The following is a 15713-nucleotide window of genomic DNA, read 5'->3' as shown; positions in this document are numbered from 1 at the left end:
CCTCACCTCCGATCGTTCGAGTCTATTGTCTACTTTACCTTACACAAAAAAACGTCAATACTTTTTTACATACCGGACTCAGACAGGAGTGGCGTCATGGACCCGACCTCGCGCATTGAACTCGCTCTCGAAGCCGCCCTCGGCCACGCCGCCACCCCCGGCTGCCCGCCGAAACTCGCCCGGGCGCTCCACTACGCCGTCTTCCCCGGAGGGGCCCGCGTGCGGCCCCGGCTCTGCCTGTCGGTCGCCCATGCCTGCGCGGAAGAAGACCCGACGCTGCCGGACGCCGCGGCCACCGCGATCGAGTTCCTGCACTGCGCATCCCTCGTTCACGACGACCTGCCGTGTTTCGACGACGCGGCGCTTCGGCGCGGCAAGCCGTCGGTCCACGTCGCCTTCGGCGAACCCCTTGCCGTGCTGACCGGCGACGCCCTGATCGTGCTCGCCTTCGAGACGCTGGCCCGCGCCGCGGTTGCCGGACCGGCGCTCAGCGCCAGGCTCGCTTGCCTGATCGGTCGCGCCGCCGGCGCCCCCGACGGGATCGCCGCGGGTCAGGCGTGGGAATCCGAAGAAGACGTCGAACTCGCCGCCTACCACCGCTCCAAGACCGGATCGCTGTTCGCCACCGCGACCATGTCCGGCGCGGCCTCGGTCGGCGCCGACCCCGATGCCTGGCGGATGCTCGGCGAACGGATCGGCGAGGCCTATCAGGTCGCCGACGATCTGCGCGACGCCGTCTGCGACGCCGCGACCATGGGCAAGCCTGCCCGGCAGGACGCCGCGCTCGACCGGCCGAACGCTGTATCCGAGCTGGGTCTGGAAGGAGCCGTGAAGCGCCTGGAGGGCCTGATCGCCTCGGCAATCGCGTCGATCCCGGACTGTGCGGGCGCCGACGACCTGCGCGCTCAGATCGGGGCGGAAGCCAAGCATTTCCTGCCCAAGGGCCTCGCCCGCGTGGCCGCTTGAGGCCGAAATGGCCGCCGGCGACGCCCAGGTCGTGTCGGAACCGCGGCGCCGCCGGCCATCTGTCAGCGGCGCCTGGCAGGACCTGCGCAACCGGCTGATCGCCAGCCCGCGCTTCAAGCGCCTCGCCTTCTCGCTGCCCTTCATCCGCCCGCTGGCCGAACGCAACGTCCGGCAGGTGTTCGATCTGCTGGCCGGGTTCGTCTACTCCCAGACGCTTTTCGCCTGTGTCGAACTCGGCCTTCTCCAGAAGCTCGCCGAAGGCCCGCACGACGCGTCGGCGCTCGGCCGCATGACCGATGTCCCGCCGGACCGGCTGCGCCGTCTTCTCGCAGCCGCCGCCGCGGTCGATCTGGTCGAGGAGCGGCGTGATGGCACCTATGGCCTGGGACTGGCCGGCGCCGTAGTCGCCTCCGACCCCGGTTTGATGGCGATGATCCGCCACCACCGCTTTCTCTATGCCGATCTCGCCGATCCGCTCGCACTCGTGCGCGGCACCGCCGGCCCGACCGAGCTCGCCAGCTACTGGCCCTATGCCGCCGCCGACCGGCCGGAGGCACTCGAAGGCGCGCCCGTGACAGACTATTCGGCGCTGATGTCCGCCTCCCAGTCGATGCTCGCCGACGAGATCCTGTCCGCCTGCCCGTTCGGACGGCACCGCAGGCTGGTCGATGTCGGCGGCGGCGACGGCGCGTTCGTCGCGGCCGCTGCCCGGCGGTTCCCGGATCTCATATGCGTCTGCTTCGACCTGCCCGCGGTCAGCGACCGGGCCGCCGCGCGCTTCGCCGCGGCCGGAGTCGGTGACCGGGCCACAGCGGTGGGCGGCAGCTTCCTCGCCGACCCGATTCCGAGCGCCGATCTGGTGACCTTGGTCCGCGTGGCCCTCGACCACGACGACGCGACCGTCCTGCAGATTCTTCGCGCTGTCCGCCGCGCACTGCCACCGGACGGAACGCTGGTGATCGCCGAACCGATTTCCGGAACCGCCGGCGCGGCCCGCATCACGGACGCCTATTTCGGCCTCTATCTGATGGCCATGGGCAACGGAAGATCCCGCACTTTCAACGAGTTCCGGGACCTTCTGCAGCAAGCCGGCTTTTCCCGCGCCCGCCTCGTCCCGACCCGCCAGCGGCTGTTGTGCAGCCTCGTGGTCGCCCGGGCCTGACGCACTGCACTGTCTATTTATCTTGACACTACCTAAAGTCCATTTAGACTTACACTCATTGAACGTCGCCACCTTGAGCGACGGAGGGGCAAACGACATGCAGACTTTCGCCGTCGTTCTGGAAGAACCGAAACATCTGGTACTGCGCGAACTCGATCTGGCGCCGACCGGCGACGACGACGTGGTGGTCGAGATCGAGTGGAGCGGCATCAGCACCGGCACCGAACGCCTCCTGTGGAGCGGCCGCATGCCGCCCTTCCCCGGCATGGGCTATCCGCTGGTTCCCGGCTACGAGTCGGTCGGCCGCGTGTCGGCGACCGGCGCCAACGCCGGCCTGCGGATCGGTCAGCGCGTCTTCGTTCCAGGCGCCCGATGCTTCGGCTCCGTGCGCGGGCTCTTCGGCGGCGCGGCCTCGCGTCTCGTCGTGCCGGCGCGCCGGGTGACGCCCATCGATGACACCATCTCCGAGGACGGCGTTCTGCTGGCGCTCGCCGCGACCGCCTACCACGCCATCGCCGCCGAAGACGCGGCCTGCCCGGACCTGATCGTCGGCCACGGCGTGCTCGGCCGGCTGCTTGCCCGCGTCACCCTGGCCGTCTTCGGGCTGGCGCCCGTGGTCTGGGAACGCGATCCGGCCAGGCGCACCGGCGCGGTCGGCTACAGCGTGATCGACCCCGAGAGCGATGCACGCAGCGGCTACAGCGCGATCTACGACGTCAGCGGCGACGCCCGCGTCCTCGACACGCTGATCGGGCGTCTTGCCCGCGGCGGCCAGATCGCCCTCGCCGGCTTCTACGAGGACCGGCTGGGCTTCGACTTTCCGGGTGCATTCATGCGCGAGGCGCGGATCCGCGTGGCGGCCGAATGGCAGCCGGACGATCTCGCCTGCGTGCTGGCGCTCGTGGAAGCCGGCCGGCTCGATCTGTCCGGCCTCATCACCCATCGCCGTGACGCCCGTGAGGCGGCGGCTGCCTATCAGGCCGCCTTCGACGACCCGGCCTGCCTGAAGATGATCCTCGATTGGAGAACGCCAGCATGAACGCGATCGGCCCCAAGCCCACCGCGCACGAGCAGCGCACGATCCACGAAAATCTGCGGCAGGAAGCTGCGATCGAGCCGGATCCGGCGCACACGGCGCCCGTCACCAAGAAAACCGAAGTCATCGCGATCTACGGCAAGGGCGGGATCGGCAAGAGCTTCACGCTGGCCAACCTGTCCTACATGATGGCGCAGCTCGGCAAGAAGGTCCTGCTGATCGGCTGCGATCCGAAGAGCGACACCACCTCGCTCCTGTTCGGCGGCCGGGCCTGCCCGACCATCATCGAGACCTCGTCGCGCAAGAAGGCCGCCGGCGACACCGTCGAGATCGGCGACGTCTGCTTCGTCCGCGACGGCGTCTTCGCCATGGAGCTGGGCGGGCCGGAAGTCGGCCGCGGCTGCGGCGGACGCGGCATCATCCACGGCTTCGAACTCCTGGAGAAGCTCGGCTTCCACGAGTGGGACTTCGACTACGTCCTGCTCGACTTCCTGGGCGACGTGGTGTGCGGCGGCTTCGGCCTGCCGATTGCCCGCGACATGTGCCAGAAGGTCATCGTGGTCGGCTCCAACGACCTGCAGTCGCTCTACGTTGCCAACAACGTCTGCTCCGCGGTGGAATATTTCCGCAAGCTCGGCGGCAATGTCGGCGTGGCCGGCATGGTCGTCAACAAGGACGACGGCACCGGTGAGGCGGCCGCATTCGCCGAGACGGTCGGCATTCCGGTGCTGGCCTCGATCCCGGCCCACGACGAGATCCGGCGCAAGAGCGCCAACTACGAGATCATCGGCCATCCGGACGGCACGTGGGGCTCCCTCTTCGGCGAGCTGGCGACCAACGTCGCCGAAGCCCCGCCGCTGCACCCGACGCCCCTCGACCAGGACGGACTTCTCGGGCTGTTCAAGGGCGAGGCGGTCGGCCGCGGCGTCACGCTGACCCCGGCGACCATGGCCGACATGTGCGGCGCGAACGCCGTCGACAAGCCGTCCCTCGAAGTCATCTACGACACGGTTTGAGGGAGCAGCTTCATGTACGGCACGGCCCCCCAAGCAGACGCAACGAGCCCGGACGACGCCGTGGACACTGCGGCGTCCGGCGAGGGCTGCCACGGCGGTGCGGACCGGCTCGCCAGGGCTGCCGCGGCAGCCGGCAAGAGCGAGACGCTTGAGCGCTACGCCGCCGACTATCCGACGGGTCCCCACGACCAGCCGCAGTCGATGTGCCCGGCGTTCGGCTCGCTCCGGGTCGGCCTCAGAATGCGGCGCACGGCGACGGTCCTGTCCGGCTCCGCCTGCTGCGTCTACGGCCTGACCTTCACGTCACATTTCTACGGTGCCCGGCGGACCGTCGGCTACGTGCCGTTCAATTCCGAGACGCTGGTCACCGGCAAGCTCTTTGAGGACATCCGCGAGGCGGTCCACCAGCTCGCCGACCTGGAGCGTTACGACACCGTCGTCATCATCAATCTGTGCGTTCCGACGGCCTCCGGCGTCCCCCTGCAGCTCCTGCCCAAGGAGATCAACGGGGTGCGGATCATCGGCATCGATGTTCCCGGGTTCGGCGTGCCGACCCATGCCGAGGCCAAGGACGTGCTCGCCGGCGCCATGCTCGCCTATGCCCGCAACGAGGCGGAGACCGGCCCGGTCCAGGCGCCCCGCGAAGGCCGCTCCAGCCGGCCGACCGTCACCCTGGTGGGCGAGATGTTCCCCGCCGATCCTGTCGGCATCGGCCGCATGCTGGAGCCCCTCGGCCTCGCCGCCGGCCCCGTCGTGCCGACCCGGGAATGGCGGGAGCTCTATGCCGCGCTCGACTGCGCCGCCGTCGCCGCGATCCATCCCTTCTACACGGCCTCGTTCCGGGAGTTCGAGGCGGCCGGCCGGTCGATCGTCGGCTCGGCGCCCGTCGGCCTGGACGGCACCGCCGCCTGGCTGGAGGCGATGGCGGACGCCTGCGGCGTTGCACGCAGCACCCTCGACGCGGCCAAGGCGGCCACGCTGCCGGCCATCTCCGGCGCCCTGTCAGCCGCCCGCATCAACGGCCGCGTGACGGTCTCCGGCTACGAAGGCTCGGAGCTTCTGGTGGCCCGGCTCCTGATCGAGAGCGGCGCCGACGTGCCCTATGTCGGGACCGCCTGCCCCCGCACCCGCTGGTCGGATCCCGACCGTGAGTGGCTGGAGGCGAAGGGCGTCCGCGTCCAGTACCGCGCCTCGCTGGAACAGGATCTCGCCGCGCTCGAGGAATTCGGGCCGGATCTCGCCATCGGCACCACCCCGGTGGTCCAGAAGGCGAAGGAAAGCGGCCGGCCCGCCCTCTACTTCACCAACCTGATTTCGGCGCGGCCCCTGTTCGGGCCGGCCGGCGCCGGCTCGCTGGCCCAGGTGATCAACGCGGCGCTTGCCAACGGCGAGCGGATGACCGCCATGCGCTCCTTCTTCGAAGGCGTCGGCACCGGCTATGCCGCCGGCGTCTGGGAGGACGTTCCCCAGGATCGCCCGGCCTTCCGCAAGAAGACCGCGGCGAAGCTCAAGGCCGCCCGGCCGGCCGATTCCACCCTCGCGGACGCCATCGGCGGGGAGAACGTGTGATGCTGGTGCTCGATCACGACAGGGCCGGCGGATACTGGGGATCGGTCTACGTCTTCACCGCCATCAAGGGGCTGCAGGTCGTCATCGACGGTCCTGTCGGCTGCGAGAACCTGCCGGTGACCTCGGTGCTGCACTACACCGACGCGTTGCCGCCGCACGAGCTGCCCATCGTCGTCACCGGCCTGTCGGAGGACGAGCTCGGCCAGCACGGCACCGAGGCGGCGATGAAACGGGCCCACGCCACCCTCGACCCGAGCCTGCCGAGCGTCGTGGTCACCGGATCGATCGCCGAAATGATCGGCGGCGGCGTGACGCCGGAAGGCACCGGCCTGCAGCGCTTCCTGCCGCGCACCATCGACGAGGATCAGTGGCAGAGCGCCGACCGCGCGATGCACTGGCTGTGGACCGAGCACGGCGCCAAGAAGGGCCGCGCCCCGAAGGCCCGGCCGCGCAAGGACGGCGAACCGCCGCGCGTCAACATCATCGGCCCGATCTACGGGACCTTCAACACGCCCTCCGACCTGGCGGAGATCCGCCGGCTGATCGAGGGGATCGGCGCCAAGGTCAACATGACCTTCCCGCTCGGCAGCCACTTGGCCGACGTCGCCCGCCTGGCCGACGCGGAGGCCAACGTCTGCCTCTACCGCGAATACGGCCGGATGCTCTGCGAGGCGCTCGACCGGCCCTATTTCCAGGCGCCGATCGGCCTCCAGTCGACAACGAAGTTCCTGCGGGCACTGGGCGCCGAGCTCGGGCTCGATCCGGAGCCCTTCATCGAGCGCGAGAAGCACACGACCATCAAGCCGCTATGGGACCTGTGGCGCTCCGTCACCCAGGATTTCTTCGCCACGGCCAGCTTCGGGATCGTCGCAAACGAGACCTACGCCCGCGGCATCTCCGCCTTCCTGTCGGAAGAGCTCGGCCTGCCCTGCAATTTCGCGATCGCCCGCAAGCCGGGCGAGAAGACCGACAACGCGGCCGTGCAGCAGGCGATCGCCGAGAACCCGCCGCTGGTCGTGTTCGGCAGCTTCAACGAGCGCATGTATCTGGCGGAGACCGGCGCCCGGGCCATCTTCATCCCGGCCTCTTTTCCTGGTGCCATCATCCGCCGCCACACCGGCACGCCGTTCATGGGCTATTCCGGCGCCGTCTACGCGGTCCAGGAAGTCTGCAACGCGCTGTTCGACGCGCTGTTCAACATCCTTCCGCTGCAGGCCGACCTCGATCGCATCGATGCGACGCCTGCCCGGCCCCATACCGAGCTGCCCTGGGACGACGAGGCGCTTGAGCGGCTGGAAACGGAAGTCGCCGCCGCCCCCGTCCTGATCCGGATCTCCGCCGCCAAGCAGTTGCGCGATGCGGCCGAGCGCGAGGCGCGCCGCGTCGGCGCGGACCGCGTCACCACCGCTCACCTCACACAGGCGTCGGAGGCGCACGCGGCATGACGATCCTGACACACGCCTCTGGGGAGACCGGCCTGAGCCCGCCTGCGGCGGGACGGTCGGGACGATCGACAAAGCGAAGGGAGCTCACCGCCATGCAACACGGACCGCTGTCGCTTTCCCAGCGCAACCTCCAGGAGCAGGAAGCCTTTCGGCGGATTTACCTGCTCACCTTCCCCCTGTTCCTGCTCGCGGCGCTGATCGCCCGGCTGGCATCGGTTTGGCCCGGCCACCTCCTGGTCCGGACGGGCGACCGCAAGACGATTTTCGGCGAGGCCAAGGCCTTGGCGAATTCCACCATTCCGTTCGCCTTCATCAGGTAGGCGGCCGGAAGTCTCCCGGCACCGCCGGGCGATCCAGTGCGTCGCGGATGTTCTGCGGCGTTCCCTGCCGCATGGGGCCATGCGGTGAAGGCCCGCGGGCCAAACTACGGAGGTCGTAATGGCCACACCAACGGACGGTTCCTTGTCCGGCCTGACCGAGGGAGAGGCGAAGGAGTTCCACTCCATCTTTATGACGAGCTTCCTCATCTTCGTCGGAGTTGCAGTCGTCGCACACATTCTTGCGTGGCTTTGGCGGCCCTGGCTGCCTGGTCCGGAAGGGTATGCCGAAGTGATGACAAATATGCAGTTCGCTGCGGCGAACCTGCTTCCGCTGGTCGGATAGGAGCTGGAGACATGTGGAAAGTCTGGCTCCTGTTCGATCCGCGGCGGACGCTGGTGGCTCTGTTCACCTTCCTGTTCGTCCTCGCCCTGCTGATCCACTTCATCCTGCTCAGCACCGATCGCTTCAACTGGCTGGAAGGCCCGTCGACCGCGACCAGTGCCGTCGAGATGCAGCTGGATACCGCACTGACTTAGGCGACCCCGCCGTCCCGTGCGGACGGCAAGCGGTGGGCGTGGCGGAGATCTGACCGCCGCCATGCCCACTGCGCCGGAGCCCAGACCGCTGGGCGCCCCTCATGCCGTCGACCGGAGGATCCTGGCATGGCCATGCTCAGCTTTGAACGCAAGTATCGCATTCGCGGCGGTACCCTTATCGGCGGCGACCTCTTCGATTTCTGGGTCGGGCCGTTCTATGTCGGGTTCTTCGGCGTCACCACGATCTTCTTCTCCGCCCTTGGCACCGCGCTGATCCTCTGGGGAGCCGCGATCGGGCCGACGTGGAACGTCTGGCAGATCAACATCGCGCCGCCGGACCTGAGCTACGGCCTCGCCCTCGCCCCGCTGAAGGAAGGCGGCCTCTGGCAGATCATCACCATCTGCGCGCTCGGCGCCTTCGGCTCCTGGGCGCTCAGAGAGGTCGAGATCTGCCGCAAGCTCGGCATCGGCTATCACGTGCCGTTCGCCTTCTCGGTCGCGATCTTCGCCTATTTCGTGCTGGTGGTGGTTCGCCCGCTGCTCCTGGGCGCCTGGGGCCACGGCTTCCCCTACGGCATCATCAGTCACCTCGATTGGGTGTCGAACACCGGCTACCAGTACCTGCACTTCCACTACAATCCCGCGCACATGATCGCCGTGAGCTTCTTCTTCACGACGACGCTGGCGCTCGCGCTGCACGGCTCGCTGATCCTGTCGGCCACCAACCCCGGCGACGGCGAGACCGTGAAGACACCGGAACACGAGAACACGTTCTTCCGGGACACGATCGGCTACTCCATCGGCACCCTCGGCATCCACCGGCTCGGCCTGTTCCTGGCGCTCAACGCCGGGTTCTGGAGCGCCGTGTGCATCGTCATCAGCGGACCGTTCTGGACCCAGGGCTGGCCCGAATGGTGGAGCTGGTGGCTCGACCTGCCGATCTGGAACTGACCCACGGGAGGGATCCATGGCGGACTATCAGAACATATTCACCCGGACCCAGGTCCGAGGTCCCGCCTACGCCGGGGTCCCCTTGGAGCCGGGCTCGATGGGGCGGGAAGCCGGCACCGGCTTCAACTACTGGCTCGGCCGCCTCGGCGACGCCCAGCTCGGCCCGATCTATCTCGGCTGGACCGGCATCGCCTCGCTGCTCTGCGGCTTCCTGGCGATCGAGATCATCGGCCTCAACATGTGGGCGTCGGTGAACTGGGATCCGATCCAGTTCGTCCGTCAGCTGCCCTGGCTCGGCCTCGAGCCGCCGCCGCCGGAGCGGGGTCTGTGCGTCATCTGCCCGCTGAACGAAGGCGGCTGGTGGCAGCTCGCCGGATTCTTCCTCACCACCTCGGTCCTGTTGTGGTGGGTCAGGACCTACCGCCGCGCCCGGGCGCTGCGCATGGGCACCCATGTCGCCTGGGCCTTCGCCTCAGCCATCTGGCTGTTCCTGGTGCTCGGCTTCATCCGGCCGCTCCTGATGGGCAGTTGGAGCGAGGCGGTGCCATTCGGCATCTTCCCGCACCTCGACTGGACCGCGGCGTTTTCGATCCGGTACGGCAACCTCTTCTACAACCCGTTCCACATGCTCTCGATCGTGTTCCTGTACGGCTCGACGCTGCTGTTCGCCATGCACGGGGCCACGATCCTCGCCGTCAGCCGCTACGGCGGCGAGCGTGAGATCGAGCAGGTGGTCGACCGCGGCACCGCGGCCGAACGGGCCGCCCTGTTCTGGCGCTGGACCATGGGCTTCAACGCCACGATGGAATCCATCCACCGCTGGGCATGGTGGTTCGCGGTCCTGTGCACCCTCGTCGGCGGCATCGGGATCCTGCTCACCGGCACGGTGGTCGAGAACTGGTATCTGTGGGGCGTGAAGCACGGCCTCGCCCCCACCTATCCGCAGGTGTTCGGTCCGATCACCGACCCGGCCTCCATCCAGGGGGGAATGCAATGAAACTCGCCCTCGCACTCGTCGGTGTCGTCTTCGGTACGCTGCTCTTCATCGCCATGATGCTGACCTGGGAACGTCCCCCGATGGACGCCGTCCAGCTCGGCTACCGCGGCACCGGCATGGACCAGATCATCAACCCGCGCACGGCGGAGCGGGTGGTTGCCGAGAACCAGGCACCCGAGCCCCAGCCGGAAATGCCGGCGGAGGGACAGACGGCCGGAGAGGTCTATGAGAACGTCCAGGTTCTGGGCGATCTCCCCGACCCGCAATTCATCCGCCTCATGACGGCAATCACCGAATGGGTGTCGCCGGAGGAAAGCTGCGGCTACTGCCACAACTACGAAAACCTGGCGTCCGACGAGAAATATCCGAAGGTCGTTGCCCGCCGGATGCTGCAGATGAACATGCACATCAACACCGCCTTCACCGACCACGTCGCCCAGACCGGTGTCACCTGCTACACCTGCCACAGGGGCCAGCCGGTGCCTTCGGAGGTCTGGTTCACCGACCCCGGACCGCGCCAGGCCGGAGGCATGGCGGCCCTGCGCCAAGGCCAGAACCTGGCCTCCGACTCGGTCGGCGACACGTCCCTGCCCTACGACCCGCTGACGGACCTGATCGGCTATGCCCAGGAGATCCGCGTGGTGTCCAATACGGCCCTTCCCCAGGGCCAGGACACCAGCATCCAGGCCACGGAAAAGACCTACGGGCTGATGATGCACATGTCGAACGCGCTCGGCGTCAACTGCACCTTCTGCCACAACAGCCAGTCGTTCTCGTCCTGGACCAACAGCACGCCGCAGCGGGTCACCGCCTTCCACGGCATCCAGATGGTGCGCAACATCGACCAGGAATATCTGGAAAGCCTGAAGGGCATCCTGCCCGACAACCGGCTCGGCCCGACCGGCGACGTGCCGATGGTGAGCTGCGCGACCTGCCATCGCGGCCAGTCGAAGCCGCTCAACGGGGTCAGCATGCTGAAGGACTACCCGTCTCTCGCCGCCAGTCCGTCGACAACCGCAGATAATTCGAGCGGGTCGTCGATGACCCAGGAGGCGCCCGCCTCCGACACTGCCGGCGGCGGGGCAGCCAGCTCCCCGTCGTCCGCGCCCGCGGACGAGACCTCACCCGCCAACTGAAGCGTCCCACCTGCCTTCCCCGCCCGGCCCACTCGGCCGGTGCGGGGAATTCTTTTGTCGCTCAGCCCGCATCCAGGGATCCGAAAAGGGGTGTCGCGCGTAAACTAAAGGTCGCATCGCCATTCCGGGAGGATTCGGGACCGCGATCGGACGGATATTTGAGGAGGACGACCCAATGATCAAAGCACTTCGGTTCGCCGTTGCAGCCCTCGCCGCCTCGACAGTGAGCGCCGCCGCCATGGACCCGGGCGACCCCGCAAAGGGCGAACAGGACTTCAAGCGATGCGCGGTCTGCCACAACATCGGCCCCAACGCGACGATCAAGGTCGGCCCGCCGCTCAACGGCATCGTCGGCCGGCAGATCGGCTCCTGGGAGGGCTACAGCTATGGCAAGGCGACGAAGGAAAAGGGCGCCGACGGCACGGTGTGGACCGAAGACATGCTGTTCACATACCTCGCCGATCCGGCCGCATTCGTCGGTGGTGCCTCCAAGATGCCGATGAAGTTCCCGGACGAGCAGTTCCGCCGCGACGTGATCACCTATCTCGCCCAGTTCAACATCGACGGCGAGAAGAAGTAGGACATTCGTCCTTCCTGAACGACCGCCGGACCCGGCGGCAATCTCCACTCTTTGCAAGACGCTGCTCAGACCGCACCGGCCTGGGCGGCCTCCGATTGTCCTGCTAGCCCGAATGGAATCGGCCCGCACTCGTGTGTGTGTGTGCGAACTCCGCAGTTTCAGGACCGCCGCAGCCGCCGTGCGAGATCGGCGACGTGAGCAATCAGCGCCAGCGTCAGAAAAACGACGACCCAGCCCCAGCCGGAACCGACGAGAGCAGCCCGCAGCGCGAGCATCAGGCAGGCACCGGAGGCCAGGTTGGGCAGGATGTCGAGGGCGCCGGCTCGCAGCCCGCGGCGGCGGCCGACGACCACAAGAAGCGCGAGCGCCTCCAGGCAGACGAGCGCAAGCGCGATGTCCACCAGCCGGCCGCTCGCGACCAGCTCGGCCATCACCGTGCGAAAGAGCCGACGCCGGTTCGGCGGCGCGGACGCTTCGTCCTCACGGGGAGACCAGGCGCAGCAGATGCGCCATGTCTTTCAGGAAAATGCGCGCATGGGCGGCGGGCCGCGCACGGACGAGCTTCTTGTCCATGTAGGCCGTCCACGTCAGCGACTGGACGTCGGGATCGTTGCAGATGCTGACGAAGCGCTCGCGCCTCTTGTCGCTGGAATACCAGAAGCGCTGCATCATCCAGAGGATCCAGAACACCCGACCGTGCTCCCGCATGAAGCGCTTGCGCGCCCCGGCGAGCGCGCGGGCGTCGCCGGTCACAAGAGCTTCCGTGACGGCTTCCCCGACGAGCCGGCCGCTCAGCATGGCGTAGTAGATGCCCTCGCCCGAGGCTGGGGCGACGACGCCGGCGGCATCTCCCGCCAGCACGACGTTGCGGCCGTCGTCCCATTTCGGCAGCGGCCGCAGCGGAAGCGGCGCGCCCTCCCGCCGCACGGTGCGGCCGCCGGCAAGGCCGGCGTCGTCACGCAGCGCCGCAACGGCAGTGCGCAGCGAAAACCCCTTCACCGCCGTGCCGGTGCCGACACTGACCGTCCGGCCGTGGGGAAACACCCAGCCGTAGAAGTCCGGCGAGAGCCGGCCCTGATAGTAGACGTCGCAGCGCGATGGATCGTAGCCAGGTGCTGCATCAGGCACCTCGACGATCTCGTGATAGGCGAACACGTAAGGGGCCCGGCCGGAGGCCGGCATCGCCCGTCGGGCCACGGCGGAGACCGCGCCGTCGGCGCCGATCACGAACCGCGCGCCGACGCGATGCTGCGTCCCCTCCGGATCGCGGTAGGTGAGGCCCACCGATCCGTCGGGCTGCCGATCCAGGTCTTCGAACAGGCCTGTCCGGCGATCGGCCCCGGCCCAGCGCGCCCGTTCCCGCAGCCATTCGTCGAACGTCTCCCGGTCGACCATGCCGACATAGCCGCCGGTGGCGATCGGCATCTCGACCTTGCGCTCGCTCGGCGCGACGATCCGTGCGCCGCCCACCCGGGCGACCAGCAGGCTGTCCGGCACCGCGAACTCCCGCATGAGCCGCGGTGGAACCGCGCCGCCGCAGGGCTTGATCCGCCCGTCCCGATCCAGAAGCATCACCGAATGGCCGCGCTGGGCAAGATCGGTGGCAGCCGTCGCTCCCGCCGGGCCGCCGCCGACCACGATCACGTCGAACATCTCATGCCCGGACATCCGCGCCTCCCCGCGTCAATACCGGCTCCGGATCCACCGATGACGCCGGCGCCCGCGAAACCCGCGCGGCGAGACCGGCTGACAGGAGGAACAGGAGCGCCTCGAGCGCAAATACGGTGACGTAGGCGGCAGCCGGGTCGGCCACCACCAGACGCACCCCGTCGACCACGGCCGTGCCAACGAAACCGCCGAGCGCGAACGCGATCGCCTGACCCGCGCCCCACAGCCCCATCCGGATGCCTTCGCTCCCGCCTTCGCGGGCGCCGGCAAGGGCCATCATCGAGCCGATGGCCGCCACGGCGAAGACGCCGTTCGCGGCGCCGAGCGCAAAGACGGTCGGCACCAGCGGCCAGCCGGGCCCGAACGAGCCCCCGACCGCCAGCAGCGCAAGGGCCGCGGCGGACGCCAGGCACCCGCCGATGGTCCAGCCTCTGAGCGTTCCGAGACGGACGCCTCCGATGCCCGCGCCCGCGAGCGCGACCACGATCATGCCGATCAGAACACCGCCGTGCTGGACGCCGGCGAGCTGGGTCGACTGTCCCGGCGTCATGGCGAAAACCGCGCCGGCGAACGGCTCCAGCACCAGATCCTGGGCGCTGTAGGCCAGCATGGAGACGAACACGAAGATGGTGAACCGGCGCGCCTCGGGCTCCGCCCACACGGCAGCCAGCGCCGCGCGGAAATCCGACCGGTTGTGGGCCTGCTGCTCTGCGACCGCCGGCGACCGGTCGCCCCCGCGCGCTTCCACGCCCCACAGCGCCGCCACGGCGACGAGAAAGGCAGCAACGGAGACCACCGCCGTCACCGTCACCAGCCGTACGCTGGAGAACGGATCGAGAAAGTGCCCGGCGACCGTCGCGGTCACAACGAAACCGGCGATCATCATCAGCCAGACGATGGTGGCCGCCGGCGCCCTGCGCCCGGGCGCGACCCGACTGGCCAGAAGGGCGAGCAGGTTCGTCCCGGCCGCCCCGACCCCGATGCCGACGAGAAGGAAGGCCGCGACTGCGAGCGCGACGCCGGCAAGGGTCGACACCGCCATGAGAGCGGTCGCGATCGCCGCGCCCGTGGCGCCCGCCGCAAGCAGCGCCATGCCGCCGATGATCCAGACGGTGCGCCGTCCGCCGCGATCGGCGCCATGGCCCCAGCGGGGCCTCAGAATCTGGACGGCATAATGCAACGCGACGAGGGCGCCCGGCAGGATGGCGGGCAGCATCAGCTCCACCACCATCACCCGGTTGATCGTCGACGTGGTGAGTACGACGATCGCGCCGAGCGCGGTCTGCACCAGGCCCAACCTCACGATGGCGACCCAGCCGAGAGGGGCGGACCCGCTCATGGCTCAGATGCCCGCCCGGACGCCGAAGGCGGCGACGAGCATGGCCACGACGAACAGCGTCGTGCCGGTGGCGTTGTAGAGCGCGGCGCGTTCGCGCGGCTGCTGCAGGATCCGCTCCAGGGGAAAGAGCATCGTCGCCATCAGCACGATCTGCGCAACCACGAGCGCTGCAATCGCAGCAGCGAAGACCGGGCTGCCCCAGGAGAAAAAGAGCGCGATAACAACGATCTGCGGGGCGACCATGACCACGCAGGCCAGCCGCGCCGCGTTGCCGACTCCGAGCTGGACCGGCAGCGACGCCACGCCCATGCGGCGGTCTCCCTCGACGGACTTGAAGTCGTTCAGGGTCATGATGCCGTGGGCGCCGAGACTGAACAGCGCCGCCAGGGCGATAATCCGCCCGTCCGGCATCGTAGCGGTCATCAGGACGGCGCCGGTGAACCAGGGAAGGCCTTCGTAGCACAGCGCCACCGCCGCATTGCCGACCCACCCGTCCCGCTTCAGCCGGAGCGGCGGCGCGCTGTAGGCCCAGGCGAAGGCGAGGCCGACAATCGCAGCGGCGAGCACGAGCGGCCCCAGCCCGGCAGCAACGCCAAGCGACAGGACGGTCCACAGAAGCGCGATATAGTAGCCCCAGTTGCCCGGAATGCGTCCGGAGGGGATCGGCCGGTCGGGTTCGTTGATGGCGTCGACGTGCCGGTCGTACCAGTCGTTCACCGCCTGGCTGGTGGCGCAGACGAGCGGACCGGCGAGCAGAATGCCGGCTGCCACCGGAAGGAGACGGCCGGAGAGGTCCGCCCCGGACGAGACGACCCCGCAGCCGAACGCCCACATCGGCGCAAACCAGGTAATGGGCTTGAGAAATTCCACCACCACCGGTGGAGACGGACGGTCCGATCGCTTCATGGTGAGGGCGGCGCGTGTCATGGGGTGAATGGTATGATTGACACTCTTTAATGTCAATCAAGATTGACACACCCGCAGCCTCTGT

General features: G+C 68.5%; 17 protein-coding genes. 13 read left to right on the top strand and 4 right to left on the bottom strand.

Features of this window, described 5'->3' with window-relative positions:
• Positions 1 to 96: 96 nt before the first annotated feature.
• The 13 genes from J2S73_RS09680 (at position 97) to J2S73_RS09620 (ending at position 11715) form a co-directional block, all read left to right on the top strand.
• Positions 97 to 966, top strand: coding sequence for a polyprenyl synthetase family protein (locus J2S73_RS09680; RefSeq protein WP_306885314.1), 870 nt, complete (start codon positions 97 to 99; stop codon positions 964 to 966).
• Between the two features lie 7 nt (positions 967 to 973).
• A complete protein-coding gene (locus J2S73_RS09675; protein ID WP_306885313.1) occupies positions 974 to 2128 on the top strand; it encodes a methyltransferase in 1155 nt (384 codons plus the stop codon).
• A 97-nt stretch (positions 2129 to 2225) separates the two neighbouring features.
• Positions 2226 to 3167 (top strand): chlorophyll synthesis pathway protein BchC, encoded by a 942-nt coding sequence (bchC, locus tag J2S73_RS09670; RefSeq protein ID WP_306885312.1) that lies wholly within the window; start codon positions 2226 to 2228, stop codon positions 3165 to 3167.
• Complete coding sequence (locus J2S73_RS09665; RefSeq protein ID WP_306885311.1) at positions 3164 to 4180, top strand: chlorophyllide a reductase iron protein subunit X; 1017 nt, start codon at positions 3164 to 3166, stop codon at positions 4178 to 4180. Before bchC ends, J2S73_RS09665 begins: the two co-directional genes overlap by 4 nt.
• A gap of 12 nt (positions 4181 to 4192) precedes the next feature.
• Positions 4193 to 5749, top strand: coding sequence for a chlorophyllide a reductase subunit Y (gene bchY, locus J2S73_RS09660; protein ID WP_306885310.1), 1557 nt, complete (start codon positions 4193 to 4195; stop codon positions 5747 to 5749).
• Positions 5749 to 7194, top strand: coding sequence for a chlorophyllide a reductase subunit Z (gene bchZ, locus J2S73_RS09655; protein ID WP_306885309.1), 1446 nt, complete (start codon positions 5749 to 5751; stop codon positions 7192 to 7194). The genes bchY and bchZ overlap by 1 nt, the downstream gene beginning before the upstream one ends.
• 92 nt (positions 7195 to 7286) lie before the next feature.
• Positions 7287 to 7514: a hypothetical protein gene (locus J2S73_RS09650; protein WP_306885308.1), complete on the top strand. Its 228-nt coding sequence runs from the start codon at positions 7287 to 7289 to the stop codon at positions 7512 to 7514.
• A 118-nt stretch (positions 7515 to 7632) separates the two neighbouring features.
• Positions 7633 to 7857, top strand: a complete 225-nt coding sequence (gene pufB / locus J2S73_RS09645) for a light-harvesting antenna LH1, beta subunit (protein WP_306885307.1) — start codon at positions 7633 to 7635, stop codon at positions 7855 to 7857.
• Positions 7858 to 7868: 11 nt separating this feature from the next.
• Positions 7869 to 8051 (top strand): light-harvesting antenna LH1, alpha subunit, encoded by a 183-nt coding sequence (gene pufA, locus J2S73_RS09640; protein ID WP_306885306.1) that lies wholly within the window; start codon positions 7869 to 7871, stop codon positions 8049 to 8051.
• A gap of 126 nt (positions 8052 to 8177) precedes the next feature.
• Positions 8178 to 9002: a photosynthetic reaction center subunit L gene (gene pufL / locus J2S73_RS09635; RefSeq protein WP_306885305.1), complete on the top strand. Its 825-nt coding sequence runs from the start codon at positions 8178 to 8180 to the stop codon at positions 9000 to 9002.
• A gap of 16 nt (positions 9003 to 9018) precedes the next feature.
• On the top strand, positions 9019 to 9999 hold the full coding sequence (pufM, locus tag J2S73_RS09630; protein ID WP_306885304.1) for a photosynthetic reaction center subunit M: 981 nt from the start codon (positions 9019 to 9021) through the stop codon (positions 9997 to 9999).
• The gene (pufC, locus tag J2S73_RS09625; protein ID WP_306885303.1) at positions 9996 to 11135 is read left to right on the top strand and encodes a photosynthetic reaction center cytochrome PufC; all 1140 of its coding nucleotides are present in this window, start codon (positions 9996 to 9998) and stop codon (positions 11133 to 11135) included. The genes pufM and pufC overlap by 4 nt, the downstream gene beginning before the upstream one ends.
• 175 nt (positions 11136 to 11310) lie before the next feature.
• Positions 11311 to 11715, top strand: coding sequence for a c-type cytochrome (locus tag J2S73_RS09620; RefSeq protein WP_306885302.1), 405 nt, complete (start codon positions 11311 to 11313; stop codon positions 11713 to 11715).
• 158 nt (positions 11716 to 11873) lie between these two features.
• Here the strand turns inward: J2S73_RS09620 and J2S73_RS09615 are convergent, their stop codons facing one another.
• The 4 genes from J2S73_RS09615 to chlG are packed head-to-tail and all read right to left on the bottom strand — an operon-like array spanning position 11874 to position 15649.
• Positions 11874 to 12146, bottom strand: coding sequence for a hypothetical protein (locus J2S73_RS09615; RefSeq protein WP_306885301.1), 273 nt, complete (start codon positions 12144 to 12146; stop codon positions 11874 to 11876).
• A gap of 49 nt (positions 12147 to 12195) precedes the next feature.
• The gene (locus tag J2S73_RS09610; protein WP_306885300.1) at positions 12196 to 13383 is read right to left on the bottom strand and encodes a geranylgeranyl diphosphate reductase; all 1188 of its coding nucleotides are present in this window, start codon (positions 13381 to 13383) and stop codon (positions 12196 to 12198) included.
• A complete protein-coding gene (locus tag J2S73_RS09605; RefSeq protein ID WP_306885299.1) occupies positions 13370 to 14722 on the bottom strand; it encodes a BCD family MFS transporter in 1353 nt (450 codons plus the stop codon). Before J2S73_RS09605 ends, J2S73_RS09610 begins: the two co-directional genes overlap by 14 nt.
• Before the next feature lie 3 nt (positions 14723 to 14725).
• A complete protein-coding gene (gene chlG / locus J2S73_RS09600; protein ID WP_306885298.1) occupies positions 14726 to 15649 on the bottom strand; it encodes a chlorophyll synthase ChlG in 924 nt (307 codons plus the stop codon).
• Positions 15650 to 15713 lie beyond the last annotated feature (64 nt).

The sequence above is a fragment of the Amorphus orientalis genome (assembly GCF_030814015.1).
Classification (GTDB): Bacteria; Pseudomonadota; Alphaproteobacteria; order Rhizobiales; family Amorphaceae; genus Amorphus; species Amorphus orientalis.
Note: the sequence above shows the minus strand (reverse complement) of the source record. Positions and strands in the feature narration are given on the sequence as shown.

Bases quoted from the DNA above. Each gene is read 5' to 3' on its own strand.
- J2S73_RS09680 (WP_306885314.1), top strand. From the start codon at position 97: ATGGACCCGACCTCGCGCATTGAACTCGCTCTCGAAGCCGCCCTCGGC.
- J2S73_RS09675 (WP_306885313.1), top strand. From the start codon at position 974: ATGGCCGCCGGCGACGCCCAGGTCGTGTCGGAACCGCGGCGCCGCCGG.
- bchC (WP_306885312.1), top strand. From the start codon at position 2,226: ATGCAGACTTTCGCCGTCGTTCTGGAAGAACCGAAACATCTGGTACTG.
- J2S73_RS09665 (WP_306885311.1), top strand. From the start codon at position 3,164: ATGAACGCGATCGGCCCCAAGCCCACCGCGCACGAGCAGCGCACGATC.
- bchY (WP_306885310.1), top strand. From the start codon at position 4,193: ATGTACGGCACGGCCCCCCAAGCAGACGCAACGAGCCCGGACGACGCC.
- bchZ (WP_306885309.1), top strand. From the start codon at position 5,749: ATGCTGGTGCTCGATCACGACAGGGCCGGCGGATACTGGGGATCGGTC.
- J2S73_RS09650 (WP_306885308.1), top strand. From the start codon at position 7,287: ATGCAACACGGACCGCTGTCGCTTTCCCAGCGCAACCTCCAGGAGCAG.
- pufB (WP_306885307.1), top strand. From the start codon at position 7,633: ATGGCCACACCAACGGACGGTTCCTTGTCCGGCCTGACCGAGGGAGAG.
- pufA (WP_306885306.1), top strand. From the start codon at position 7,869: ATGTGGAAAGTCTGGCTCCTGTTCGATCCGCGGCGGACGCTGGTGGCT.
- pufL (WP_306885305.1), top strand. From the start codon at position 8,178: ATGGCCATGCTCAGCTTTGAACGCAAGTATCGCATTCGCGGCGGTACC.
- pufM (WP_306885304.1), top strand. From the start codon at position 9,019: ATGGCGGACTATCAGAACATATTCACCCGGACCCAGGTCCGAGGTCCC.
- pufC (WP_306885303.1), top strand. From the start codon at position 9,996: ATGAAACTCGCCCTCGCACTCGTCGGTGTCGTCTTCGGTACGCTGCTC.
- J2S73_RS09620 (WP_306885302.1), top strand. From the start codon at position 11,311: ATGATCAAAGCACTTCGGTTCGCCGTTGCAGCCCTCGCCGCCTCGACA.
- J2S73_RS09615 (WP_306885301.1), bottom strand. From the start codon at position 12,146: ATGGCCGAGCTGGTCGCGAGCGGCCGGCTGGTGGACATCGCGCTTGCG.
- J2S73_RS09610 (WP_306885300.1), bottom strand. From the start codon at position 13,383: ATGTCCGGGCATGAGATGTTCGACGTGATCGTGGTCGGCGGCGGCCCG.
- J2S73_RS09605 (WP_306885299.1), bottom strand. From the start codon at position 14,722: ATGAGCGGGTCCGCCCCTCTCGGCTGGGTCGCCATCGTGAGGTTGGGC.
- chlG (WP_306885298.1), bottom strand. From the start codon at position 15,649: ATGACACGCGCCGCCCTCACCATGAAGCGATCGGACCGTCCGTCTCCA.